General features: G+C 63.3%; 18 protein-coding genes. 3 read left to right on the top strand and 15 right to left on the bottom strand.

Annotation, left to right across the window (positions count from 1 at the left end):
* Nucleotides 1–221: 221 nt before the first annotated feature.
* The gene (locus tag O9Z63_RS11920) at nt 222–2,024 is read left to right on the top strand and encodes a hypothetical protein (RefSeq protein WP_270125445.1); all 1,803 of its coding nucleotides are present in this window, start codon (nt 222–224) and stop codon (nt 2,022–2,024) included.
* Nucleotides 2,025–2,156: 132 nt separating this feature from the next.
* Here the strand turns inward: O9Z63_RS11920 and O9Z63_RS11915 are convergent, their stop codons facing one another.
* The 6 genes from O9Z63_RS11915 to O9Z63_RS11890 form a co-directional block, all read right to left on the bottom strand.
* Complete coding sequence (locus O9Z63_RS11915; RefSeq protein ID WP_270125444.1) at nt 2,157–3,512, bottom strand: DUF58 domain-containing protein; 1,356 nt, start codon at nt 3,510–3,512, stop codon at nt 2,157–2,159.
* Between the two features lie 51 nt (nt 3,513–3,563).
* A complete protein-coding gene (locus O9Z63_RS11910; protein WP_270125443.1) occupies nt 3,564–4,619 on the bottom strand; it encodes an AAA family ATPase in 1,056 nt (351 codons plus the stop codon).
* 166 nt (nt 4,620–4,785) lie between these two features.
* Nucleotides 4,786–6,201, bottom strand: coding sequence for a DUF4350 domain-containing protein (locus O9Z63_RS11905; protein ID WP_270125442.1), 1,416 nt, complete (start codon nt 6,199–6,201; stop codon nt 4,786–4,788).
* A 14-nt stretch (nt 6,202–6,215) separates the two neighbouring features.
* Nucleotides 6,216–7,010 (bottom strand): DUF4129 domain-containing protein, encoded by a 795-nt coding sequence (locus O9Z63_RS11900; RefSeq protein WP_270125441.1) that lies wholly within the window; start codon nt 7,008–7,010, stop codon nt 6,216–6,218.
* 41 nt (nt 7,011–7,051) lie between these two features.
* Complete coding sequence (locus O9Z63_RS11895; RefSeq protein WP_270125440.1) at nt 7,052–8,035, bottom strand: hypothetical protein; 984 nt, start codon at nt 8,033–8,035, stop codon at nt 7,052–7,054.
* 32 nt (nt 8,036–8,067) lie between these two features.
* On the bottom strand, nt 8,068–9,021 hold the full coding sequence (locus tag O9Z63_RS11890; RefSeq protein ID WP_270125439.1) for a stage II sporulation protein M: 954 nt from the start codon (nt 9,019–9,021) through the stop codon (nt 8,068–8,070).
* Nucleotides 9,022–9,212: 191 nt separating this feature from the next.
* On the opposite strand from O9Z63_RS11890, the gene O9Z63_RS11885 reads away from it, so the two are divergent.
* Entirely contained in the window at nt 9,213–9,932 is a 720-nt protein-coding gene (locus O9Z63_RS11885; protein ID WP_270125438.1) for an RDD family protein, read from the top strand.
* A gap of 100 nt (nt 9,933–10,032) precedes the next feature.
* Here O9Z63_RS11885 and O9Z63_RS11880 read toward each other — a convergent pair whose 3' ends face one another.
* The 5 genes from O9Z63_RS11880 to O9Z63_RS11860 all read right to left on the bottom strand — a co-directional run bounded on the left by O9Z63_RS11880 (nt 10,033) and on the right by O9Z63_RS11860 (nt 16,919).
* Nucleotides 10,033–12,012, bottom strand: coding sequence for a DUF4394 domain-containing protein (locus O9Z63_RS11880; protein ID WP_270125437.1), 1,980 nt, complete (start codon nt 12,010–12,012; stop codon nt 10,033–10,035).
* A gap of 241 nt (nt 12,013–12,253) precedes the next feature.
* Nucleotides 12,254–12,973, bottom strand: coding sequence for an SDR family oxidoreductase (locus O9Z63_RS11875; RefSeq protein WP_270125436.1), 720 nt, complete (start codon nt 12,971–12,973; stop codon nt 12,254–12,256).
* Between the two features lie 105 nt (nt 12,974–13,078).
* Nucleotides 13,079–13,795 (bottom strand): energy transducer TonB, encoded by a 717-nt coding sequence (locus O9Z63_RS11870; protein ID WP_270125435.1) that lies wholly within the window; start codon nt 13,793–13,795, stop codon nt 13,079–13,081.
* Between the two features lie 167 nt (nt 13,796–13,962).
* A complete protein-coding gene (locus O9Z63_RS11865) occupies nt 13,963–15,504 on the bottom strand; it encodes a bifunctional GNAT family N-acetyltransferase/carbon-nitrogen hydrolase family protein (RefSeq protein WP_270129268.1) in 1,542 nt (513 codons plus the stop codon).
* A 296-nt stretch (nt 15,505–15,800) separates the two neighbouring features.
* On the bottom strand, nt 15,801–16,919 hold the full coding sequence (locus O9Z63_RS11860) for a hypothetical protein (RefSeq protein ID WP_270125434.1): 1,119 nt from the start codon (nt 16,917–16,919) through the stop codon (nt 15,801–15,803).
* Nucleotides 16,920–17,003: 84 nt separating this feature from the next.
* Between O9Z63_RS11860 and O9Z63_RS11855 the strand changes: the two genes are divergently transcribed.
* Nucleotides 17,004–17,480: a hypothetical protein gene (locus O9Z63_RS11855; RefSeq protein ID WP_270125433.1), complete on the top strand. Its 477-nt coding sequence runs from the start codon at nt 17,004–17,006 to the stop codon at nt 17,478–17,480.
* A 236-nt stretch (nt 17,481–17,716) separates the two neighbouring features.
* On the opposite strand, the gene O9Z63_RS11850 is transcribed toward O9Z63_RS11855, so the two are convergent.
* The 4 genes from O9Z63_RS11850 to truB form a co-directional block, all read right to left on the bottom strand.
* Nucleotides 17,717–18,373, bottom strand: coding sequence for a CoA transferase subunit B (locus O9Z63_RS11850; RefSeq protein ID WP_270125432.1), 657 nt, complete (start codon nt 18,371–18,373; stop codon nt 17,717–17,719).
* A 105-nt stretch (nt 18,374–18,478) separates the two neighbouring features.
* Nucleotides 18,479–19,177 (bottom strand): CoA transferase subunit A, encoded by a 699-nt coding sequence (locus tag O9Z63_RS11845; RefSeq protein ID WP_044016666.1) that lies wholly within the window; start codon nt 19,175–19,177, stop codon nt 18,479–18,481.
* Between the two features lie 131 nt (nt 19,178–19,308).
* Nucleotides 19,309–20,256 carry a bifunctional riboflavin kinase/FAD synthetase gene (locus tag O9Z63_RS11840; protein ID WP_270125431.1) on the bottom strand — a complete coding sequence of 316 codons (948 nt, stop codon included), beginning with the start codon at nt 20,254–20,256 and terminating at the stop codon, nt 19,309–19,311.
* Between the two features lie 93 nt (nt 20,257–20,349).
* The gene (truB, locus tag O9Z63_RS11835) at nt 20,350–21,162 is read right to left on the bottom strand and encodes a tRNA pseudouridine(55) synthase TruB (RefSeq protein WP_333490313.1); all 813 of its coding nucleotides are present in this window, start codon (nt 21,160–21,162) and stop codon (nt 20,350–20,352) included.
* Nucleotides 21,163–21,178 lie beyond the last annotated feature (16 nt).

Below are 21,178 nucleotides of genomic sequence, written 5' to 3'. Positions count from 1 at the left end.
ATTCGTGCCGGGCTTGAACGATTGTAGCGCGAAGCCTTTGCTTCGCGTACCCTTGGAAAATGGCCTTATTCGTCGCACTCACTCTGCGCGGCGCCTACGTGCTGTGGTGCGCGAAGCAAAAGCTTCGCGCTACAGCGGTCTGGCCTCGGCCGCAACTCATGTGTGGCAAAGGCGCGAGCTTTTCCGCAATTTGCGGCAGCGTATCCCTATTGTTCCTATTCATGACTTCTCCTTCCCGATGGGCGGCCTGGGTTTGCACGGCGCTGCTGCTGGTGCTGGCCTGGTGGTATTATCCGGCCCCGCAGAGCGGCAATAAGTCGCCGGTGATAAACTGGGATGCTTCCGGCTACTACCTCTACCTGCCGGCCACCATCATCTACCACGACCTGCGCGAGCTGAATTTCCGCGACACATACATGCGCGACTACGCGCCCACGCCCGATTTCTACCAGGCCTACCGAGACTCCGCCAGCGGCCATTTCGTGCTGAAATATCCGGCCGGCCTGGCCTTGCAGGAGCTGCCGTTTTTCCTGGCGGCCCACGCCGTGGCGGCCCCGCTCGGCTACGCGCCCGACGGCTTTTCGGCGCCGTATCAGCTGGCCGTGAAGCTGGGCAGCCTGCTGGTGTCGGTGCTGGGGTTCTGGCTGATTCGGCGGGCGCTGCTGCCGCGGTTTGGCGAGTGGCCCACGGCGGGCGTGCTGCTGGTGTTGCTGCTCGGCACCAACTACCTCACCTACAGCGGCGCCGGCCACGCCGGCATGACGCACAGCTGGCTGCTGACCTGGTACGCCGCCTTGCTGCTGCTCACGCCCGCCTTCTACGCGCGTCCCGGCTGGGTGCGGGCCGCGGGTATCGGGGCCATTATCGGGCTGATGACGCTCACGCGGCCCACGGCGCTGCTGGCGGTGCTGCTGCCGCTGCTGTGGGGGCTGGGCACGCGGGTGGCGCTACGGGAGCGGCTCACGTTCTGGCGGCAGCACTGGCTTTTGCTGCTGGTGGCGGCGGTGGCCGGCGGCGTGCTGCTGAGTCTGCAGCCGCTGTACTGGCAGTATGCTACTGGCCGCTGGATCGTGTACAGCTACCAGGAGCAAGGCTTCAACTGGCTGAAGCCACACCTGTTCGAGGGCATCTTCAGCTTCCGGACGGGCTGGCTGATGTACTCGCCGGTGCTGGTGGTGGCGCTGCTGGGCTTCGGGCCGCTGCGGCGGCAGCAGCCGGCGGCGTTCTGGCCGCTGCTGGTGTTCACGGTGCTGTTCACCTACGTCACGTTTGCCTGGAACGAATGGCTATACGGCGGCGGACTGGGTGCGCGCGCCATGATTGACAGCTACGCCGTGCTGGCCTGGCCGCTGGCCGCTGCCCTGCGCTGGCTGCTGGCCCGGCCGCGCTGGGCCGTGGCCGCTGCGCCGCTGCTGCTGCTGGGCTGCGCTTACGGCTACTGGCTGACGCAGATGGCCATTCCCGGCGGCCAGGGCCTGCTGGCAGCCGGCGACATGAACCGCACCTACCTGCGCCACATCCTGTTCCGCTACGAAGTGCCCCCCGAAACCCGTCTGCTGCTCGACAGCAACTCCGAATTCACGGGCGAAGCCCGCAACACCCGCGTGCTGTGGCAGCAGGATTTCGAGCAGCCCGCGCCGGGCCTCTGCGGCACACCGGCCCTGCAAGGTGCCTGCTCCCTGGCCCTCGACGCCCAGCACCCGCACAGCACCGAATGGACGGTACCAGTCCAGCCCGGCCAGTTCACCTGGGTGCGCGCCTCCGCCCAGGCCCGCGCCGACCAGACCGAGTGGGACATGAACCGCATGACGCAGTACGTGGTGCGCTTCCGCCGCGGCCAGGAGGTGGTGAAGGAGCGCACTGTGCGCCTGCAGCGGGCCCTGGAAGGCGGCTGGCCCCGCGAGCTGCACTTCGATATGCGCCCCCCGCAAGCCGATTTTGACAACGTCTCCATCACCTTCCTCTACTACGGCACTAGCGCCAACCTGCTCCTAGACAATGCCCGGCTGGAGGCATTCGACTAATCACGGATTTTTGCGGATTAAATGGATTGGTCGGATTTTGTAGTCGTCAGCGCCTATAGAGGTAGCAGAACCCTGCCACGGCGCGCCGTCCACGAAATCCGACTAATCCGTTTAATTCGCAAAAATCCGTGATTATATCAGCCCCCTTGCCTTGAACTCCAGGTATTTGTTGATGGTGTTCACCGTCAGGTTTTGCGGGGCCGTGAGTAGGGCGTGGATGCCGTAGCGGTTCAGCTCGCGCACGATCTGGCGCTTTTCCTGCGCGAATTTCTCGGCAATGGTTTGGTTGTATACGTCCTGGGGCGTGGCGGCGGAGGCGTCCAGAAACTCGCGCAGTTCGGTGTTTTCAAAGAATACCACCAGCAGCAGGTGGTCTTTGGCGAGGCGGCGCAGGTAGGGCAGCTGGCGCTGCATGCCGCTCAGCGTCTCGAAATTGGTGAACAGAATCAGCAGGCTGCGCTGCCGGACGTTGTTTTTGACGCTGATGTACAGCCGCTCGTAGTCGGTTTCGAGGTACTTGGTGCGCTGCCGGTACAGCACCTCTAGCAGCTTGCGCATATGGCCGCCGCGCCGGTCGGCGGGTAGTACCGTGCCGGGCTGGTGCGAGAAGGTAATCAGGCCGGCCTTGTCGTGCTTAAGGATGGCAATGTTGCTGACCACCAGCGTAGCATTGATGGCGTAGTCCAGGAGGCTCAAGCCTTCGAACGGCATGCGCATCACGCGGCCCTTATCAATCAGGCAGTACACCTGCTGGGCACGCTCGTCCTGAAAGTGATTCACCACCAAGGAGTCAGCGGCATGGCCGGTGGTGGTGCGGCGGGCGGTGGCTTTCCAGTTGATGGAGCGCGGGTCGTCGCCGGGCACGTAGGGCCGGATCTGCTCAAACTCCATGCTGTGCCCGACCCGCCGGATGCGCTTCACGCCCACTTCCGTCAGGCGGTTGCTGATGGCCAGCAGCTCGTACTGCCGCATCTGTAGAAACGACGGATACACCGGCACCACCCGTTTCTCATCAAACTGGAAGCGCCGCCGCACCAGCCCCAGCGGCGAGGCCACGTACACGTTCAAGGCTCCAAACTCGTACTCGCCGCGCTTCACCGGCCGCAGCTGATACCGGATTACCTGCGTCTCGCCCGGCCGGATAGCGGCCCAAAACAGCACGTCGCGGCGCTGAAACTGGTGCGGAATCTCGTCGATGGTTTTGGTGCTGACCGGGAAGCGGTAGTGGTTTTCGAGGTAGAGGCTGATGTCGTTGTCGGAGCCGTTGGCCAGCTTATCGCCCAGCACCCGCCGCCCGAACAGGTGGCCGGCGCCGCCTTTGGCCGGGGCGTAGAGCAGCAGCACATCCAGGGCCAGCAGCACCAGCAGCAAGCCCAGCGCCAGCTGCACCAGCGCCAGCCAGCCCGGCAGAAAAAACGCCACCACCAGCCCCAGGATAAGAGCGGTGAGCAGCAGAAAGAAGCGGCGGGTGAGAAAGAAGGATTTCATATAAGCTGTTCTGACCCGCTATTGCGAGAGAAGCGTAGCAATGGCAATGGGCTACCGTGGTACCTCAATCTGCTGCAGAATCTGCTTCACGATGTCGTCGGGAGTGCTGCCTTCCATTTCGCGCTCGGGGGTGAGCTGGATGCGGTGGCGCAGCACTGGGGCGGCCAGGTACTGCACGTCTTCGGGCGTCACGAAGTCGCGGCCGCGGAGGGCGGCCAGGGCTTTAGCGCCGTTGAGCAGCGCCAGCGAGGCACGCGGGGAGGCGCCGAGATAGAGGCCTTTGTGGGCGCGGGTCTGGCCTACCACCCGGGCAATGTACTCCAGCAGCTTTGGCTCGACGTGCTGGCGACGCACCTGCTCGCGCAAGCTTCGCAGGTCATCGGCGCTGAGCACGGCCTGCACCGCTTCCAGCGGTGTGCCGCCAAAACCGGCGTGGTGGCCCTGCAAAATGGCAATTTCCTCTTCCACGGTGGGGTAGCCCACGTGCAGCTTGAACAGGAACCGGTCGAGCTGGGCTTCAGGCAGGCGGTAGGTGCCTTCCTGCTCGATGGGGTTCTGGGTGGCCAGCACCACAAACGGCTCCGGCACGGCATAGCGGGTGCCGTCCTGGGTCACCTGGCGCTCCTCCATCACCTCAAACAGCGCCGACTGCGTCTTGGCCGGAGCGCGGTTAATCTCGTCAATCAGCACGATGCTAGCGAAGATGGGGCCGGGCCGGAACTCAAACTCGGCCTTGTTGGGGCGGAAGATGGAGGTGCCCAGCACGTCGGAGGGCATGAGGTCGGGCGTGAACTGCAGGCGGCTGAAGGGTACGTCGAGGGTGCGGGCCAGCAGCTTGGCCGTGAGGGTCTTGGCCACGCCGGGCACGCCTTCCAGCAGAATGTGGCCGTCGGCCAGGATGGCGGTTAGCAGTAGCTCGGCCAGGGCCTGCTGCCCCACAATCACCTTGCTGAGCTGCTGCCGGATGGCTTCGGCGTGGCGGCTGAGCGCGCTCAGATCGGTGCGGGCGGCGAAGGGGACGGCGGTGTCCGGTGCAACGGCAGCTTCGGCAGTCGGCTCTGGGGTGGGCTGGGAGAATTCGTTTTCGGGCGTCAGATTATTTTCCATCTTGGCAGTCAAAAGCAGGAAGAATCGAATTGGGAGAAAGGAGCGTAGCGGGATAATATCATAGATTTTATTCTATGTGTAGAGAAAATGCGTGTTTAGCGCGTTATATTAGGTATATTGAAATAGTTATAAAAGGTAAAATGCAACTAAAGACCATAGTGCAATTTTAGGCAGCGGCTTTCCTGAACTCGTTGAGGGCCTTGTTGAGGGCCAGCAGTTCCGCATCAGAAACGCGCGGGGCAGTCAGCAGGAAATTGATGCGGCGCACCAGCGCGTCGACTTCGGCGCGGGCAATACCGGTTTTCTGGGCCAGCCGCTCGCGGGCGGCTTCGTCGTTGAGGTCGAGGCCGGGCTCATGGAAGCGGGTGCGCAGGTGCTCCAGAAACAGCTGAATCTTTTTCTCGGCAATGGGCGCGTGGCTGTTGCCCTGGCGGTAGAGGCTGGCCACGGTGCGCGTAAACAGCAGCGTGGTGTTGGGTAGGGGCCGCAGAATTGGGATGATGCGCTGCCGACGCCGGGCTTCCACGCCCACAAACAGCAAGGCGCCCAGCAAGCTCAGGTACAGAGCCCAGCGCAAGGCATCGTGGGCCAGCAGCACCCGCAACAACGACTGTTCTTCTAGCCGGCCCTGCTTCTGGTACTCGTCCCACCACACCGGCCGGCCCGTGGGCAGGTACGACAGCGCCGCAAACGCGAAGTTGCTGGTGGCCGGCTGCAGCACAAAGTAGTTGGTGAAGGCCAGCGGCACGGTGCACAGATAGAGGTGGCCCCGGCCGTGCGGCACCCGCACCAGCACGGCCCGGCCGGCGGTGTCGGCGGCGAGCTGGGTGGCGCGCATGGTGCTGTCGGGCAGCAGGCGGTAGGAGGCGCCCAGGGCCGGCAGCCGGAAGTAGGGGCGGCGGGTCTGGCGGGCCAGTCCGGTGTTGCTGAGCTGCAGCTGCACCGAATCGTTGAGCAGGGTCTCGGCGGAGGCCTTCTTCAGGCGCGGGCGTTGCACGAAGGGTGCCGTGCGAAAACCCAGCGTGTCGGCAAACTGCCGGTCGAACTGCTCGGCGGCGATGAACACGTCGTTGCCGCGGGCCACGTGGCGCAGCAAGGAGCGGCAGTCGGAGCTGCTGAGCGTGAATTCGTCGTCCACGAACACGTAGGTGGCTTTGGGGAAGCCGGATTCTGCGAGGCCCGCCATGTAGTCGGCGTCGCTGGTTTCCACGGCTTCGGTGGTGCTGCGCTCGGGCGTGGCGGCGGTGCTGGCGGTAGCATCTTCGGAGGAAATGGTATCGGCTGCGCTGAAGGATTCGGTGGAGTCGGCGGCTTCGGCCGTGGTGTCCTCAGCGGCCATTGTGGGCTCGTCTTCGCCCTCAATCTGGTTGTAGATGGGCACGCGCACGGCTTTTACCTCGCGCTTGGCTACGCCCATCACCTCGGGCAGCACGTCGTAGAGCACGTAGGTGCCGTACGGAATCTTGTCTTTGTTCTGGAAGGTGGGCGTCCAGTCGAGCGGCTTGGGGCGGTAGTATTCCACGGCCACGTAGGCCCCGAAGAGCAGCGCCAACCCCAGCAGATACCAGCGGAAAGTGGTCATGGGCGAGGGGGAAATCAGGCGGCGCGGCGGCCGTCGGAAAGGAGTTGCTGGAAGGCCAGCCGCGTAGCGCGGGCCTGGGCGTAGTGGCCGGGCGTGAGGTCGTCCTGCTCGCCGTACCACACGTAGTCGAACTGCCGGGTCAGCTCCCGGAAGGCGTCGGGCAGCGGGCCCGGGGGCAGCTCAAATAGGTAGTCGTGGTTGGTTTTATCGGGCTGCCACCGGATCAGGCCCTGGTCGGTGAGCTGCTTGAGCACCTGCAGGTAGCCCAGGCGCACGGCCAGGCGGTAGTTGCCGGCTGTTTCGGCGGACCCGATAAGCTCGTCAAACTGCAGGCCGTGGATGTCCTCGCTCTCCACATCGTAGGGCAGGACCGCCGCGCGTGGGGCCCGGCCAAAGGCGCGGGTGAAATCAATCTGCAGCAGCTTGAGCACCACGAATACCAGCGCCACCACCAGCCCGGCGTAGATACCGTATTTCCAGACCACCTGCCCGGAGCGGGTATCCAGGAGCTCGGCCAGCCAGCGCCAAAACCGCACCCAGAACAAATCCCAGGCGCTTTGCTCGCTTTTCACTTCCACGTACTGAAACTCGCGCTGCTTGCGGAAGTCGCGCAGCCGGGCCGGTGCCGGCTGGCGCAGCGTGGGCGCACCTGTCCGGTCGGGAGGGAGCTGGCGCACGGACGCCTCGTTGCGAACCGGCGTGCGGGCCGCAACGGGCCCGCCGGCCCAAAGCAGCACCAGCGCCAGCAGCAGCAGCCATCGGCGGCAGCGGCCTGTTATCAGCAAGGAAAAGGAGTGGGCAGCAACCACAAACGGGATGGAAAAGCGGAGCAGATAGTTGGTTGGCAGGCTTAGTACTCGCCTTCGTCGTCGGGGCGGTAGGTGTGGCTGTACGCTACCGGGGCAGGGCCGGCGCCCAGGCTATCAACTAGGTTGCGCAGGCCTACGCCTTCCTTGCGCTCCACCAGGTTGAAATACTGGAACGCCAGCGCCAGCAGCAGCACCGGATACGTGAGCATGGCCCCGGCCACGTACACGCACTGCGCGGCCATGCCCACCACGTCGGAGCCCAGCACGGGCACCTTCAGCAGTTTGCCGAACATCACGGCGTACTGCGGCAGCGCAAACAGAATCGTGAGCATGCCCTGAATCATGGCGGCCACGACCACCAGCCCCAGCGTCGACCACCACTTGCCGCGGGCCAGCACGAAGCAGCGCCGCAGCGCTGCCAGCACGCCGCCTTCCTCCAGCAGCAGCACCGGGAAATACAGCATCAGCGGCACGCCCACGTACAGCAGGGCCGGAAAAAGCACCAGCATCAGCACAAACGACATTTTTTGCAGCACCGCTATCAGTCCCACAAACACGCCGATAAATGCCAGGTACAGCCCCATGAACAAAGCAAACGACAGCAGAATACGGCCAATACGCTGCTTCATCAGATGCCAGACCTGCGCGGGCGTCGGCGGCGCCTGTGGCTCGGTGGTGAGCAGCAGGCGCACGTAGCTGTACACGGTGCTCATCACGGCTACAAAGGAGAGCAGGCTGCCGATCATCACCAGGCCCATGCCGGAAAAGTAGGAGGCACCGAACATGTCGGAAGGGTCGCGCATAGCTTGCGGGTTGGACTGCACCTTTCCCATCAGGTTGAACATGTTGTTCATGATCAACCCCAGCCCGATGCCCATCACCAGCGACACTGGCAGTACGAAGTAGAGCAGGCACTTGCCCAATGGCCGCCAGTGGGCTCCCAGAAACTCGAACGTGGCCCCGATTTTGGCCCCAAAATCCCGCTCTTGGCGGAAATCGGCTTCGCGGGTAAATTTTGCTTGCATACTGTGGTAATTGATAACGAAGGGAAGGAAAATCAGGCGGGCACCTGGCTGGCGCGCTTCAGGCGCAGCGGGTACAGGATGAAGTACCAGACAATGAAAGTGGCCGACGAGCCGATAATGCCCAGACTCAGCCACAGCGGCATGCCGGTGTGCCGGGTCACGAAGCCTTCCAGAAAGCCGGCCACAATGAAGATAGGCACCAGCCCGAGAGCCAGCTTCAGGCCGTCGCGGGCGGCCTGGCGGAAGGCGTCGGTGCGGGAGTAGGTGCCGGGGAAGAGCAGGCCGCGCGCCATCACGAAGCCCGCGCCGCCGGCCAGCACAATGGCTGAGATTTCCAGCGTGCCATGGATCCAGATGGTGAGCAGCGAGGGCAGCAGCACGCCTTTCTGATAGAAAAAGTACTGAAACGAGCCCAGCATCATGCCATTGCGGAACAGCGCGTACACGGTGCCCAGCCCCAGCGTGGCGCCCAGCGCGTAGGCCGTGAGGGCCACGTAGATGTTGTTGGCGGTGATGGCCAGAAACATGGGCGTTTCGCTCATGCCCTTGTACACGGCCATCGGGTCGCCGCGCTCAATGTTTTCCAGGGTTTTATTGACGTAGGCGTCGCCGAGTACCACGCGCACAAACGTGTCGTCGTAGGCCGCCGACAGCGCCCCGAGCAGTGTGAACACCGTGAACAGCACCAGCGAAACCAGCAGCGTGCGGTGGTGGCGGGCTACCAGCAGCGGCAGCTCCTGCCGCCAGAAGTGGGCGAAGCGGTTGGTGGTTTCGGGCTTGTTCTGGTAGATGGCCTGGTGCTGCTTGGCGGCCAGGTCGTTGAGGTAGCGGGTGGTGGGGGAGGTGGGGTAGAAGGTCTGGGCGTAGGCCAGGTCGTCGGTCAGCTCCACGAAGCGGGCGGCCAACTCGTCGGGCCCGGCGGGCGGTTGCAGCTCATACTGCTTCCATTTGGCCTCATTCACCCGCAGAAATACTGCCTCGCGCATACGGATACCTGTTGAAAAGAAGAAGCAGCAACCAAGATAGAATAAGCCGCGCGGAAGTGGCCGTAATGTGGGCAGAACCCGTAATTTGCGGCTTTCCAGCCAGGGCGAAGATTGCCAATTTTTTTGACCCCGCTGCTATTCGTTCCGCGTTATAAATTCCAGCCGGCCCGGCGGCCGGTTTCTGCTACCCCATGAGTACCATCCGCGTCCAGACGGCCCAGAACGTCACCCTCGAATACGAAGTCGCCAGCGTGGGCGAGCGAATTGTAGCCGCCCTCATCGACGGCCTGATTCTGGTGGCCTGGGTGGTGCTCTGGCTGCTGCTGTTCGATTTGTTGGGCTCCAACAAGGTTCTGGCAGCAATACTGATTATCGTGGCAGGAGTGCCGGCTGTGTTCTACCACCTACTGTGCGAGCTGTTCTTCAACGGCCAGAGCCTGGGCAAGAAAGCTCGTCACATCAAAGTCATCCGCCTCGACGGCACCCGCCCCGGCTTCGGCGACTACCTGCTGCGCTGGATTCTGCGCATCGTGGACACCGGCATCATGAGCGGCCTGATTGCGGTGGTCGTGATTCTGGCCAACGGCCGCGGGCAGCGCCTCGGCGACCTGGCCGCCGGCACCTCGGTGGTGAGCACCCGCCCCCGGCAGCAAGGCGGCCCGCTGGCTCCCGCCTTCACCGATACCGACTACATGGTGGTGTTTCCGCAGGCCGCCGCCCTCCAGGACCACGACGTGGCCACCATCCGGCAGCTGCTCTACAAAGGGCTGGAGCACGAAAACTACGAGCTGCTCAACGAAGTCGCCAACAAAGTGAAAGCCCTCACCGGCATCCAGACCCAATTGCCCGACGAAGCCTTCCTGCGCACCATCCTGCGCGACCATGCCCACCTGGCCGCCGCGCAGGCGTAGGCGTCCGGCGTCAACCCGGCAGGTTCAAACAAAAAAGCCTCCGCAACGGGCATCTCACTGCGAGACGCCCGTTGCGGAGGCTTGTTGTTTCAGGCGAAACCTATTCCGTCACGACAGCCTGGCGGGTGCCGGCGGGCTGGTTGTCGAAGCGTAGGTTCAGGAAGTAGGTGCCGGCGGCGCGGCCTTTGCTGTCCCACTTCACTACTTGCGGGCCAGCATTCCGCAGGCCTGCGTCTACCGTGTCTACGGTGCGGCCCAGCGCGTCCGTCACGGTCATGGTGACGCGGGCGGCGCGGGGCAGCCCAAAGCTGATGCTGGCCTGGCCACGTACCGGGTTGGGGTAGAGGGCCAGATTGGTGGCCAGCTCGGCCCGACGCACACCCGTTACGCCGGCTGCACCCGCCACCGCAATGTCACGGATAGCGCTGCCGTTGCCAATAATGGCCAAGGCAGTAGTAGCGCCGGTGGCGGTATTGATGCTATAAAAAGTGCTGTTGCCGTTAGCCGCGGCATTGGCTACCAAGTAAGCCGTGTTGTTGGCACCTACGCTGTAGATGTCCATGTCCACGTCGCGGGCTACGGTGGCGGTGAGGCCGGTGGCACCTATTGTGTTCAATGTGCCGTCATTCGGTGGGTTCTGCAGAGCCAGCACGTTGCGGGCCTCGTCGTAGTCGAAAAGCTGGGTGGTGGTAGCACCGGCCACGCTGTTGGTGTAGGCTACCGCGCCGATGGAGGGCGTGTTGGCGGCATTCGCGTCGCCGACAGCGTAAGTGAGCTGGCCGTCGGTGGCGGCTACAGTGCCGTCGTTGGGGTTGAGGCGGAAGTTGGCCCGGTTAGCACCCACCACCCGGATGCGGTCCACGGTGGGGTTGAAGTCGAAGCCGATGCTGCCCGTGCCCAGTGCCAGCGCCACTGGCGTAGCGTTGATAGCCCGCGCCGCGCCCGTTGCGGCATTGATGGTATACACGGTAGCCGTCTGGGCCGTGGCGTTGTAGCCCAGCGCGTACAGCGAGTTGGTGGCCGGCCGCACGTCCATGCCCACCAGGGTCTGGGCGGCATCTACGCCCGTAATGCCCACCGACGTGCGGATCAGGCTGGGGTTGGCCGAGTCGAAGGTGAGCAGATTGGTGCCGCCCAGCCCGTACACCAGCTGGCCCGTAATGGCTGGCAGCGAAGCGGGGCGGTTAATGCCCACCGCCAAGTCGATAAATGTAACATTGGTGGCGCTGCCCAGTGTACCGACAGCCGTAGCCGCGCCGGAAGCCAGGTTAATGGTATACAGCTGGTTGCTGACCGTGAAAGTCGGCGAGGCCGTAGACAGCGACATGTAGGCAACGTTCTGCCCGTTTGTTGGGTTGGAATAAATGTCCAGGTCTGCAATCTGCAGGTTGCTGTTGGTGCTCACTCCTAATGGCCCCACGGTGTTGAGCGTGCCGTCGTTTGGCGGAATCTGAGTAACAAGGCGGCTAAAGGCTTCGTCGAGGTTGTAGAGCGTGGTCGAGGTGCTGCCGATGTAGGAGTTGGTGTAGGCCGACGAGCCGACGCCGGGCGTCTGGGCTGCGTTAGGGTCGGCAGTGGCGTAGGTCAGGTTGCCATCAGTAGCAGCAATTCCGCCCGTGACGGGGTTGAGGCGGAAGTTGGCGCGGTTGCCGGCCGTCACCCGGATCCGGTCCACAGTAGGGTTGAAGTCGAAGCCAATACGCGTGAAATCAGTGCCCAACGCCAGCGTCACGGGGCTGCCTACGGGCGTAAGCACACCAGTGGTGGCCAGCGTGTAGAGTTGCGCGTTGTTGGTGGTGGCTCCGGCGTTGTATCCCAGCGCAAACAGCTGGCCGGTGTTCGGGCGCGTGTCGATGCCCACCACCCGCTGGCCGGTCGTTATACCAGTAATCGGTACCGTAGCGGTGAAAGTGCCGGGGGCCGTCAGCTGAAAAGTAACCAGCCGATAATCCCCTAACAGGTCTGCGGTTATACCATACGCCGTTTGGGCCTGGGCGGCGCCGGCAGAAAGGCCGAGCGTGGCTAAACCCAGAAAGGCGGAACGCCAGGAAGAAGTGCGCGAAGTAGCTTTTTGACGCATAACGAAAAACTGAAAATGGGTAAAAGAAGAAAGCAAAACAGGAGCGGATAGGCACCTGCTCTCTTTCCCTACGAATAGATAAGCTGCCTGGGCTGATTTTAACGTGCTTTTAATGAGTTTGCTACGCGGTGCCGGCCCACTGCGGCTACGGTAAGAGTGTCGGTAGCGGGCCGTCCAAACAAAAAGGATGACCTTTTTGCAAAGGCCATCCTTGATATGGTTGTGCTTATCGACTCGCAGCTTACCAGGGCACGAACTCGTTTTTCCAGGTCACGAAGCTGCCGTTTTCCTCGTCGTGCAGCTGCTCGGCGAGGCGCAGGATGCCTTTGGCCGCCACGGCCGGATCCTGGGCCGCAGCGGTGCCACCCATGCCGGTGCGCACCCAGCCCGGGTCCACCAGCATCGACAGTACGCCGTACTGCCCGATTTCAGCGGCAAGGGCCCGCATGTACATGTTCAGGGTGGCCTTGCTGGCGCTGTAGTGGTACGGGTCGCCGGCGGCTTTCCAGGTAATCGAGCCCTGCCCCGACGACAGGCTGAGGATACGCGGCTTGGTGCCAGCGCGCAGCAAATCCAGAAACGCCTGCGCCACCAGTAGCGGCCCCACGGCATTCACGCGCAGCACCTGCAGCGCCACCTCGGCCGTGAACTGTCCCAGGCGCTGGTTTTCCGGGTCTTCGGGCCCCGCGCCCGGATACACGCCGGCGTTGTTGATGAGCAGGTCGAGGCTGCCGGTAGCCGCTTTGACGGCCGCGTGGGCGGCCCGGATGCTGGCTTCGTCGGTAACGTCGAGGGCGACGAGCGTCAGGCGGTCGGGGTAATGCCCGGCCAGCGCGTGAAGGTCGGTAGCGGATTCGGGCCGGCGGCAGGTAGCAAATACCAGGTCGCCGCGCTCCAGTGCCTGCCGGGTGAGCTCCAGGCCCAGGCCGCGGTTGGCCCCAGTAATGAGGACGCGTTTCATAAGAAGAGAAAAATGAAAGGGTACATTATGGGGGAGGGGCCCGCAGTTTAGCGAAAAACCGTCAGGCCCGAACGCCAACCCCGAATTCTGCACCCCCTTACTTCTCTATGGTGTGTGCGTCACGGTAAACTCGGCAAACCGGCCAGGCTGCATACGCAGAGCATCGGCAGCCAGGTACGTGACAGTGGTTGTGCCCATGTCGTCTAGGTCGAAGTTCCGTCTGACGACGTTGGGGTTAGTGCCTTGCATGACGAAATGGACCACCACCGACAGGCGCGCATCGTGGGCTTTGCCATCGTGCAGCGCCGGCAACCAGGCATCAGTGTGTTGGCTCAGTACCCGCAATACCTCTTCCGTCAGCTCCCGACCCGGATTTTGCTCTACCTGCACCTCCGCAACTTCGCCTGTGTGAGTTACCACAAACGACAGTTGGACGGATACCACAAACGACAGTTGGACGGACCCTTGTGTATGCATGCGCAATGCGAAAACCGGGTATCGGAGGCTCTTTGCCGTTGTGGCGAAATACTTGTAGCTGCTGCCCAACAACCTTGGGGCTCGCGCAGGCTGTAGCACCTGCCAGCTTTCTCCCACGCGCAACAGGTGCATCGACGAATCGGGGCGGACGTACTGCACATTTCCGGAATCGTAGTTGATCTGCAGCTCCGTCTGGCCCTGGTTGTCGAGGTATTTCCATTCTCCTACCGGAGTGTTGTTGCGGAAAGTGCCTTGCTCAAACTTATTGCGTACAGTTTGGGATGGCTGCGATTGTGCGGCGGCACTAACGCTCAGCAGCAAAGCAATCGGTAAGCAGTAATTCATGGAGTAATTCGGTAGAAATAGTTAGCAGTAAATGTACTGGATGCCGGTCCTTCTACCACTATCCCAATCACGGGGAATTGCAACCGTACCGCTAAAGCAATAGACCTAAAAATAGTCTGGCCCGCTAGAACTAGCGGGCCAGACTTCAGTGAGAATGGTTTGACAGCTTACCCCGCCGATACGGCCTTGCGCTTGCTGGCGGTTTTGGGGGCGCGCTCCTCGCCCTGGGCCAGCAGCTCGTCGTCGCGCTCGGTTTTCTTCGACCAGCTCAGTGAGTACAGATCCTTGCGCCGGTCGCGGAGGTTGCGCACCGCGCCGCTGGTGTTCAGGTCCTTCAGCAGGTCGAGGTCGAGGTCGGCAATGAGGGTCATTTCCGTGTTCGGCGTGGCCTCGGCCACAATGGCGTCGTGGGGGAATGCGAAGTCAGAGGGGCTGAACACGGCCGACTGCGAGTACTGGATGTCCATGTTCTCGACGCGCGGCAGGTTGCCCACCGAGCCGGTAATGGCCACGTAGCACTCGTTTTCGATGGCCCGGGCCTGGGCGCACAGGCGCACGCGCTGGTAGGCGTTCTTGGTGTCGGTCCAGAAGGGCACGAACAGGATTTTCATGCCCTCATCCGACAGCATGCGGCTCAGCTCGGGGAACTCCACGTCGTAGCAGATCAGGATGCCGATTTTGCCGAAATCGGTGTCGAAGCAGCGCAGCTTGTCGCCGCCGCGCATGCCCCAGTAGCTGGCCTCGTCGGGCGTCACGTGCAGCTTGTACTGCTCGTCTACGGTGCCGTCGCGGCGGCAGAGGTACGATACGTTGTAGAGCTTGCCGTCTTCGTAGAGCGGCATCGAGCCGGCAATGACGTTGATGTTGTAGCTAACGGCCAGCTCCATCATTTTGGTTTTGATGGGCTCGGTGAAGGCCGCCATCGAGCGGATAGCCACCGATGGCGACTCCTCGTTGGTGAGGGCCATCATGGGCGCGTTGAAGAACTCGGGGAACAGCACGCAGTCGGCCTTGTAGCCCGAGACGGTGTCCACGAAGAACTCAATCTGCTGGAAAAAGTCCTCCAGGTTCTTCGTGGCGCGCATCTGCCACTGCACAATGCCGATGCGGACGTTCGACTTCTGGTTGCCGATCAGCTTGTCGAATTCCTCGTCGTAGTACACGTTGATCCACTCCAGCAGCGTGGCGTAGGCCTTACTTTCGGAGTCGTAGGGCAGGTACCCGCGGATGATTTTGCGGACGTAGAAGTCGTTGGAAAGCTGGAAGGTGAGGATGGGGTCGGTGAGTTCCTTGTTGCGCACCATTTCCACGTATTTGGCGGGCGTCATTTCCTCGGCATACTGGTTGTAGCCGGGAATGCGGCCGCCAGCCACCATGGCGCGCAGGTTCAGGTTTTCGCATAGCTCCTTGCGGGCATCGTAGAGGCGGCGACCCAGACGCAGGCTGCGGTACTCGGGGTCCACGAACACGTCCACGCCATACAGCGTGTCGCCGTCGGCGTTGTGGGTGTCGAACTTGCCGTGGCCCGTGATTTTGGCGTAGGTGTGCCGGTCGCCGAAGTCGGAGTACTGCACAATGATAGCCAGTGCGGCCGCCACCACCTGCCCGTTGTCCTCGATGCAGATCTGGCCCTCGGGGAATTTCTTGAGCAGGTTATTGTACTCTTCCTGCGACCAGGCGCCCTCCATGTTGGAGTACACCTTGTCCATGATTTCCTGCACTACCTTGAAATCAGAGCGTTTGAGGGTGCGTAGCACCAGTTTGTGCGCGGGTACGGCCGTGGGCGTGAGGCGCTCAGTAGCGGCGGCAGCGCCCTTTTTGGCGTGGCTACCGCCCGTTTTGCCAGTGGAGTTCGTGGCCATATGGATTGAGCAAAATGAAAGTCGGAAGAAAACGCAAAGGTACCAGCGCCGGCGAACCGGCTGCTGCTAGTACGGCGGCACAACAACTTCGGGGGCAAAAAAGCTCAGTCGTACGTATTGCCCGGCCACCCGGAGCGGGGGCGCTACTCCCGCACCACGCGCCGCACGGCCACGCCGGCTTCCGTTTGCACCCGCAGCACCGCCACGCCCCGAAAGCCGCCGAACAGCGCCGCCGGCAGCTCGGTTTGCAGCGCCGCCGGGGGCAGCACATAGCAGAACAGCTGCCGCCCAGCAAGGTCAGTGGCCGTGACGGTGGCGGCTCCTGCCTCCGTGCGCATTAGTTGCAGCGGCCCTTGCGCAGTGCCCGGATTGGGGTACACCTGCACCGCCGCGGCGGCCAGCGCCGGGCGGGTGCTCAGCACGATGCGGCGGTACACGTCGCGGTATTCCACGCCCGATACCACTTCCTGCGCGCCAACCTGGGTGGTGGTGATGGTGAGCAGCGGCACGTGCTGGCCGGGAGTTAGCCACTTGTACTCGCGCCGCACCGGCAAATCAAACCCCTGGCTGGTGGTGCCTACCGATATGCTGTCGTGGTCTTCGAGGCGCGTCACGACGCGCACCGTGGCAAACGTGCCGAAAGGCGTGGTGAGCGTGCCCCAGGCGTCGGGCCGGTTTACGCGCTTGCGCTTCTGGCTGAGGTAGCCGGTCCCGGGCACGCTGATGCTGAAAAAGGAATTGCTGGAATCAGGGGCGCTGGCGTAGCTGAGCGGAAACCGGTAGATGATGTCCTGCTGCACGGGGCTGGCATACGTCACGGGCACGGCCGTGCCGGCCAGCGTGCCGCCGTAGCCTACCGAGCGAAAGTCGGCCGCCGAGGCGTTGAAAAACTGGTACGGGTCGGTGATGGGCAGCGTGAAGCCGGGCGGCAGCGGCACGCTTTGGGGCGAGGCCACCGTAGCGCGGTTGGGCAGGTTCAGCGGCGAGTTGAACGTGAATAAATACAGCGGTTGGGCGGGCACCGCGGTGAAGCGCGATACATTCTGGGCCGTAGCCACCAGGCCGCCGTAGTTCCAGGTTTGGTTGGGGCCGCGCCGGCTCAGGGGCGGGGCGCTGGCCGGTAGCTGCACGACCGCCGTGCTCTGGCGCAGCGTGTCGGTAGGCACCGGCATGTCGGCGCGGGTGAGCGTGGGAGAAGTGGTGGTTTGGGCCTGGGCGGTAAGCGCCGACACGGCGAGTAACAGAAGGTAGCAGTAGCGCATAGCGACGGGAGATACGGCGAAACCTCAATATAGCGCATGCGCAGTTCTGAGTGGCATCCGGGCGCGCCGTCGTACCTTGCGGGCATGCTTCCGCCCGAAGAACGCCGCCTCCAGACCCTGGGCCGTCTGCTTGCTCAGCCCGCCGGGTTTCCGCCCACGGCCTGGCTGTGCGCTCCGCCCGACGCCAGCCGCTGGCAGCCCGATATGCCCGCGGCCGTGCTGCTAGTAGCGGCGGCCGGCCAGCTGGTGCCCGCGCCGCCCGGCCTGGTGCGCACCCTGTTCATGGACGAAGTGCAGCTGGTGATGGAGCGTCTACTCACCCAAGTGCCGGGCGCCTCGCCCGAGCTGCGCGTGAACGTGCTGGCCAGCTACAAGCTGCAGCACGAGTTTCCGGCCCTCACCGGCCACCCCGACCAGCTGGCCGACCACCTCGCCGACGCCGTGCGGAACGGCGGCCTCAGTCCGGCCGCCGCGCTGGCCCACCTGCGCCGCTACTTCGGCCATTTCACGGCGGAAGCCGCCGAGCGCATCATGGCCCAAGCCTTCCGGCGGTTGAAGTGATTTTTTAAGGTGATGAAGTGATGGGGTGATGAGGTGAATGGTACGTCATGCAGAGGCGCAGCCGAAGCATCTCGCGTGCCTCACCCCCCGGCCCCCTCTCCCGTGGAGAGGGGGAGCCAGACGTGTTTTCTCCGGCGGCAGAGTTTTTTGGGAGTAGCCCGCGGGCGAGATTCCTCGCGCTGCTCGGAATGACGTTCTTACCTCATCACCTCATCACCTCATCACCTCATCCCAACTCACACGCCCGTCATTTCCGGGATTTCACCGCGTACCACCAGCTTGCCGGCGGTGGCGGCCTGAATCTGCTCCACGGTCACGCCGGGAGCCCGCTCGCGCAGCACGAAGCCGTCGGGCGTCACGTCGATGACGGCCAGCTCGGTCACGATTTTCTTCACGCAGCGTAGGCCGGTGATGGGCAGCGTACAGGCGGGCAGCAGCTTGCTGCTGCCGTCGCGGGCCACGTGCTGCATGGCCACGATGATGTTTTTGGCCGAGGCCACCAGGTCCATGGCGCCGCCCATGCCTTTCACCATCTTGCCGGGGATTTTCCAGTTGGCAATGTCACCGTTCTCGGAAACCTCCATGGCTCCCAAGATAGTCAGGTCCACATGCTCGCCCCGGATCATGCCGAACGAGTCGGCGGAGCTGAAGATGCTGGAGCCGGGTAGCGTCGTGACGGTCTGCTTGCCGGCGTTGATGAGGTCGGGGTCTACCTGGTCTTCGGTGGGGAAGGGGCCCATGCCTAGCAGGCCGTTCTCGCTCTGCAGCTCTACATTGACGCCTTCGGGAATGTAGTTGGCCACCAGTGTCGGAATGCCGATGCCGAGGTTGACGTAGGAGTTGTTCTGGACTTCCTGCGCAATGCGCCGGGCAATGCCGTGTTTATCTAACATGGGGTAATGAGGTAAAAGGTGATGAAGTGATGAGGTTGAAAAGGACGTTTCGGGAAAACTGAGGATGGATTTTGCCACCTCATTACGTTTCCCTTCATCACCTCATTACCCCTGCCGAACCGTGCGCTGCTCGATGCGCTTCTCGTAGTTTTTGCCTTCAAAAATGCGCTGCACGAAGATGCCGGGCGTGTGGATCTGGTTGGGGTCCAGCTCGCCTGCGGGTACCAGCTCCTCCACTTCGGCCACCGTGATTTTGCCGGCCGTGGCCATCATGGGGTTGAAGTTGCGGGCCGTGCCTTTGAAGATAAGGTTGCCGGCCGTGTCGCCGCGCCAGGCTTTCACGAAGGCATAATCGGCGTGCAGGGCGGTTTCGAGTAGGTACATCTTGCCATTGAACTCGCGGCTTTCCTTGCCCTCGCCTACCTCCGTGCCGTAGCCGGCCGGGGTGTAGAAGGCCGGAATGCCCGCGCCGCCGGCCCGGCAGCGCTCGGCCAGCGTGCCCTGCGGAATCAGCTCCACTTCCAGCTCGCCGCTCAGCAGCTGGCGCTCAAACTCGGCGTTTTCGCCCACGTAGCTGGAAATCATCTTGCGCACCTGCTTGGTCTGCAGCAGCCGACCGATGCCGAAGTCGTCGACGCCGGCATTGTTGCTGATGCAGGTGAGGTTGCGCACGCCCAGGCGCAGGATTTCTTCGATGCTGTTTTCGGGGATGCCGCACAGGCCGAAGCCGCCCAGCATCAGGGTCATGCCGTCCGTCAGGCCCTGCAGGGCTTCCTGCGGGCCGCTTACTACTTTATTGATCATGGGGAATTGGGTGGGGTTTGGGCCGGCAAGGTAAAGCGTTTCGCAGTGAAAAAGCGCGGTGTTGCGCAGTGTTCTGACGCCTGAACACTGCGCAACACCGCGCTTTTTCACTGCAAGACACTGCGAGAAATCTACAAAAGCGCCGCCTGCGCTGCTTCGGCGTCCAGGGCCAGCTGGGTTTTCAGCTCGTCGAGGCCGTTGAACTTCTGCTCGTCGCGGAGGCGGGCTACGAACTGCACGGTCAGGGGCTGGTCATACAGGTCGCCCTCGAAGTCCAGCAGGTGTGCCTCCACGGTCTGGGCCAGGTCGCCGCCGATGGTGGGGCGCACCCCGATGTTGAGCATGGCCGGGTGGTGGGTGCCGGCGGCCGTGGTGGCCAGCACGGCGTACACGCCACGCGCCGGAATCAGCTTCAGCGGCTCCTCACACACAATATTAGCCGTGGGCCAGCCGATGGTGCGGCCCAGCTGTCGGCCCTTCACCACCAGGCCGGTCAGCGGGTAGGGGTAGCCAAGGTAGCGGTTGGCGGTGGCCACGTCGCCGCTTTCCAGGGCCCGCCGTATGCGGGTGCTGCTCACGCCCACGGCGTCCACGTCCTCGCGCGGAATTTCCTCCACGCTCATGCCGTATCGGTCGGCGTGTAGGCTGAGGTAGTCGAAGCCGCCTTCCCGGTTTTTGCCGAAACGGTGGTCGTAGCCGATGACCAGTTTGCGGGTGCCCACCGTGCGCAGCAGAATGTTCTGGATGTACTCTTCCGACGTCCACTGCGCAAACTCCCGGGTGAAGGGCACCACCAGCAGGTAGTCGACGCCGAACTCGGCCAGCTTGGCGGCCCGCTCTTCCAGGGTGCTGAGCAGGCGCAGCTCCAGCAGCTCGGGGTGGGAGGGGGGCGGCCCCAGCACCAGCCGCGGGTGGGGCCAGTAGGTGATAACCACGGCCGGGCCGGCGCTGTGGCGGGCCACTTCGCACAGCCGCCGCAGAATCTGCTGGTGCCCGATGTGCACGCCGTCAAAGGTGCCGCTGGTCACGACGGCATTGCCGAGGTGCGGGAATTGCGCCGGATCGTGGATGACGTGCATAACTCGCTGATTTGCGCTGATGGAATTGGTTTCGCTGATTGCCGGACGGCGAATACGGCGCGGTTGCCGGCTGCCATTCGTCGCCCGCCGCAGCTACTCGGTGGCGGCGGTGGCGGCGGCGGGTGGCGGGGTGTCGGTTTGGTTGGCCGAGAAGAACTCCAGGCCGGCGCGGCGCTCTGGGCGGGGCTGGCGCTGGCGGCGGGGCCGCTCGGTTTCGCCTTCGGGGCGCGGCGGGCGCAGGGCTTCCACATCCTCCATGGTCAGCGCGTCCTGCACGCGGTACTCACCGATGCGGGTGCGCACCAGCTTGGTGAGGTGGGCGCCGCAGCCCAGGGCCAGGCCAAAGTCGCGGGCTAGGCTGCGGATGTAGGTGCCTTTGGAGCAGGTCACGCGGAAGTCCACCTCGGGCAGCTCAATGCGCGTGAATTCAAACTCGCGGATGGTGACCTGCTTGCTCTTGATTTCGGCTTCACCGCCGCGGCGGGCCACTTCGTAGGCCCGTTCGCCGTTCACCTTCACCGCCGAAAACAGCGGCGGCGTCTGGGTAATCAGCCCTAAAAATTGCGCGGTGGCCGCCCGGATTTCGTCTTCGGTAAGGTGCTGGTAGGACAGCTCGGAGTCCACGGGCGTTTCCAGGTCGAAGCTGGGTGTGGTCTGGCCGAGGCGGAAGGTCCCGGTGTACTCCTTTTCCTGGGCCTGAATCAGGTCGATTTCCTTGGTTTTCTTGCCAGTGCACAAAATCAGCAGGCCGGTGGCCAGCGGGTCGAGGGTGCCGGCGTGCCCGATCTTCTTGATGCGCAGCGTGTTCTTCACCTTGCGCACCACGTCGAACGACGTCCAGGTGAGCGGCTTGTCCATCAGCAGTACTTCGCCGGCTTCAAAGTCGAATGAGCGGGGATTTTCCAAAGGGAGTATTAAGTAT

Source organism: Hymenobacter yonginensis (assembly GCF_027625995.1).
GTDB lineage: Bacteria > Bacteroidota > Bacteroidia > Cytophagales > Hymenobacteraceae > Hymenobacter > Hymenobacter yonginensis.
Note: the sequence above shows the minus strand (reverse complement) of the source record. Positions and strands in the feature narration are given on the sequence as shown.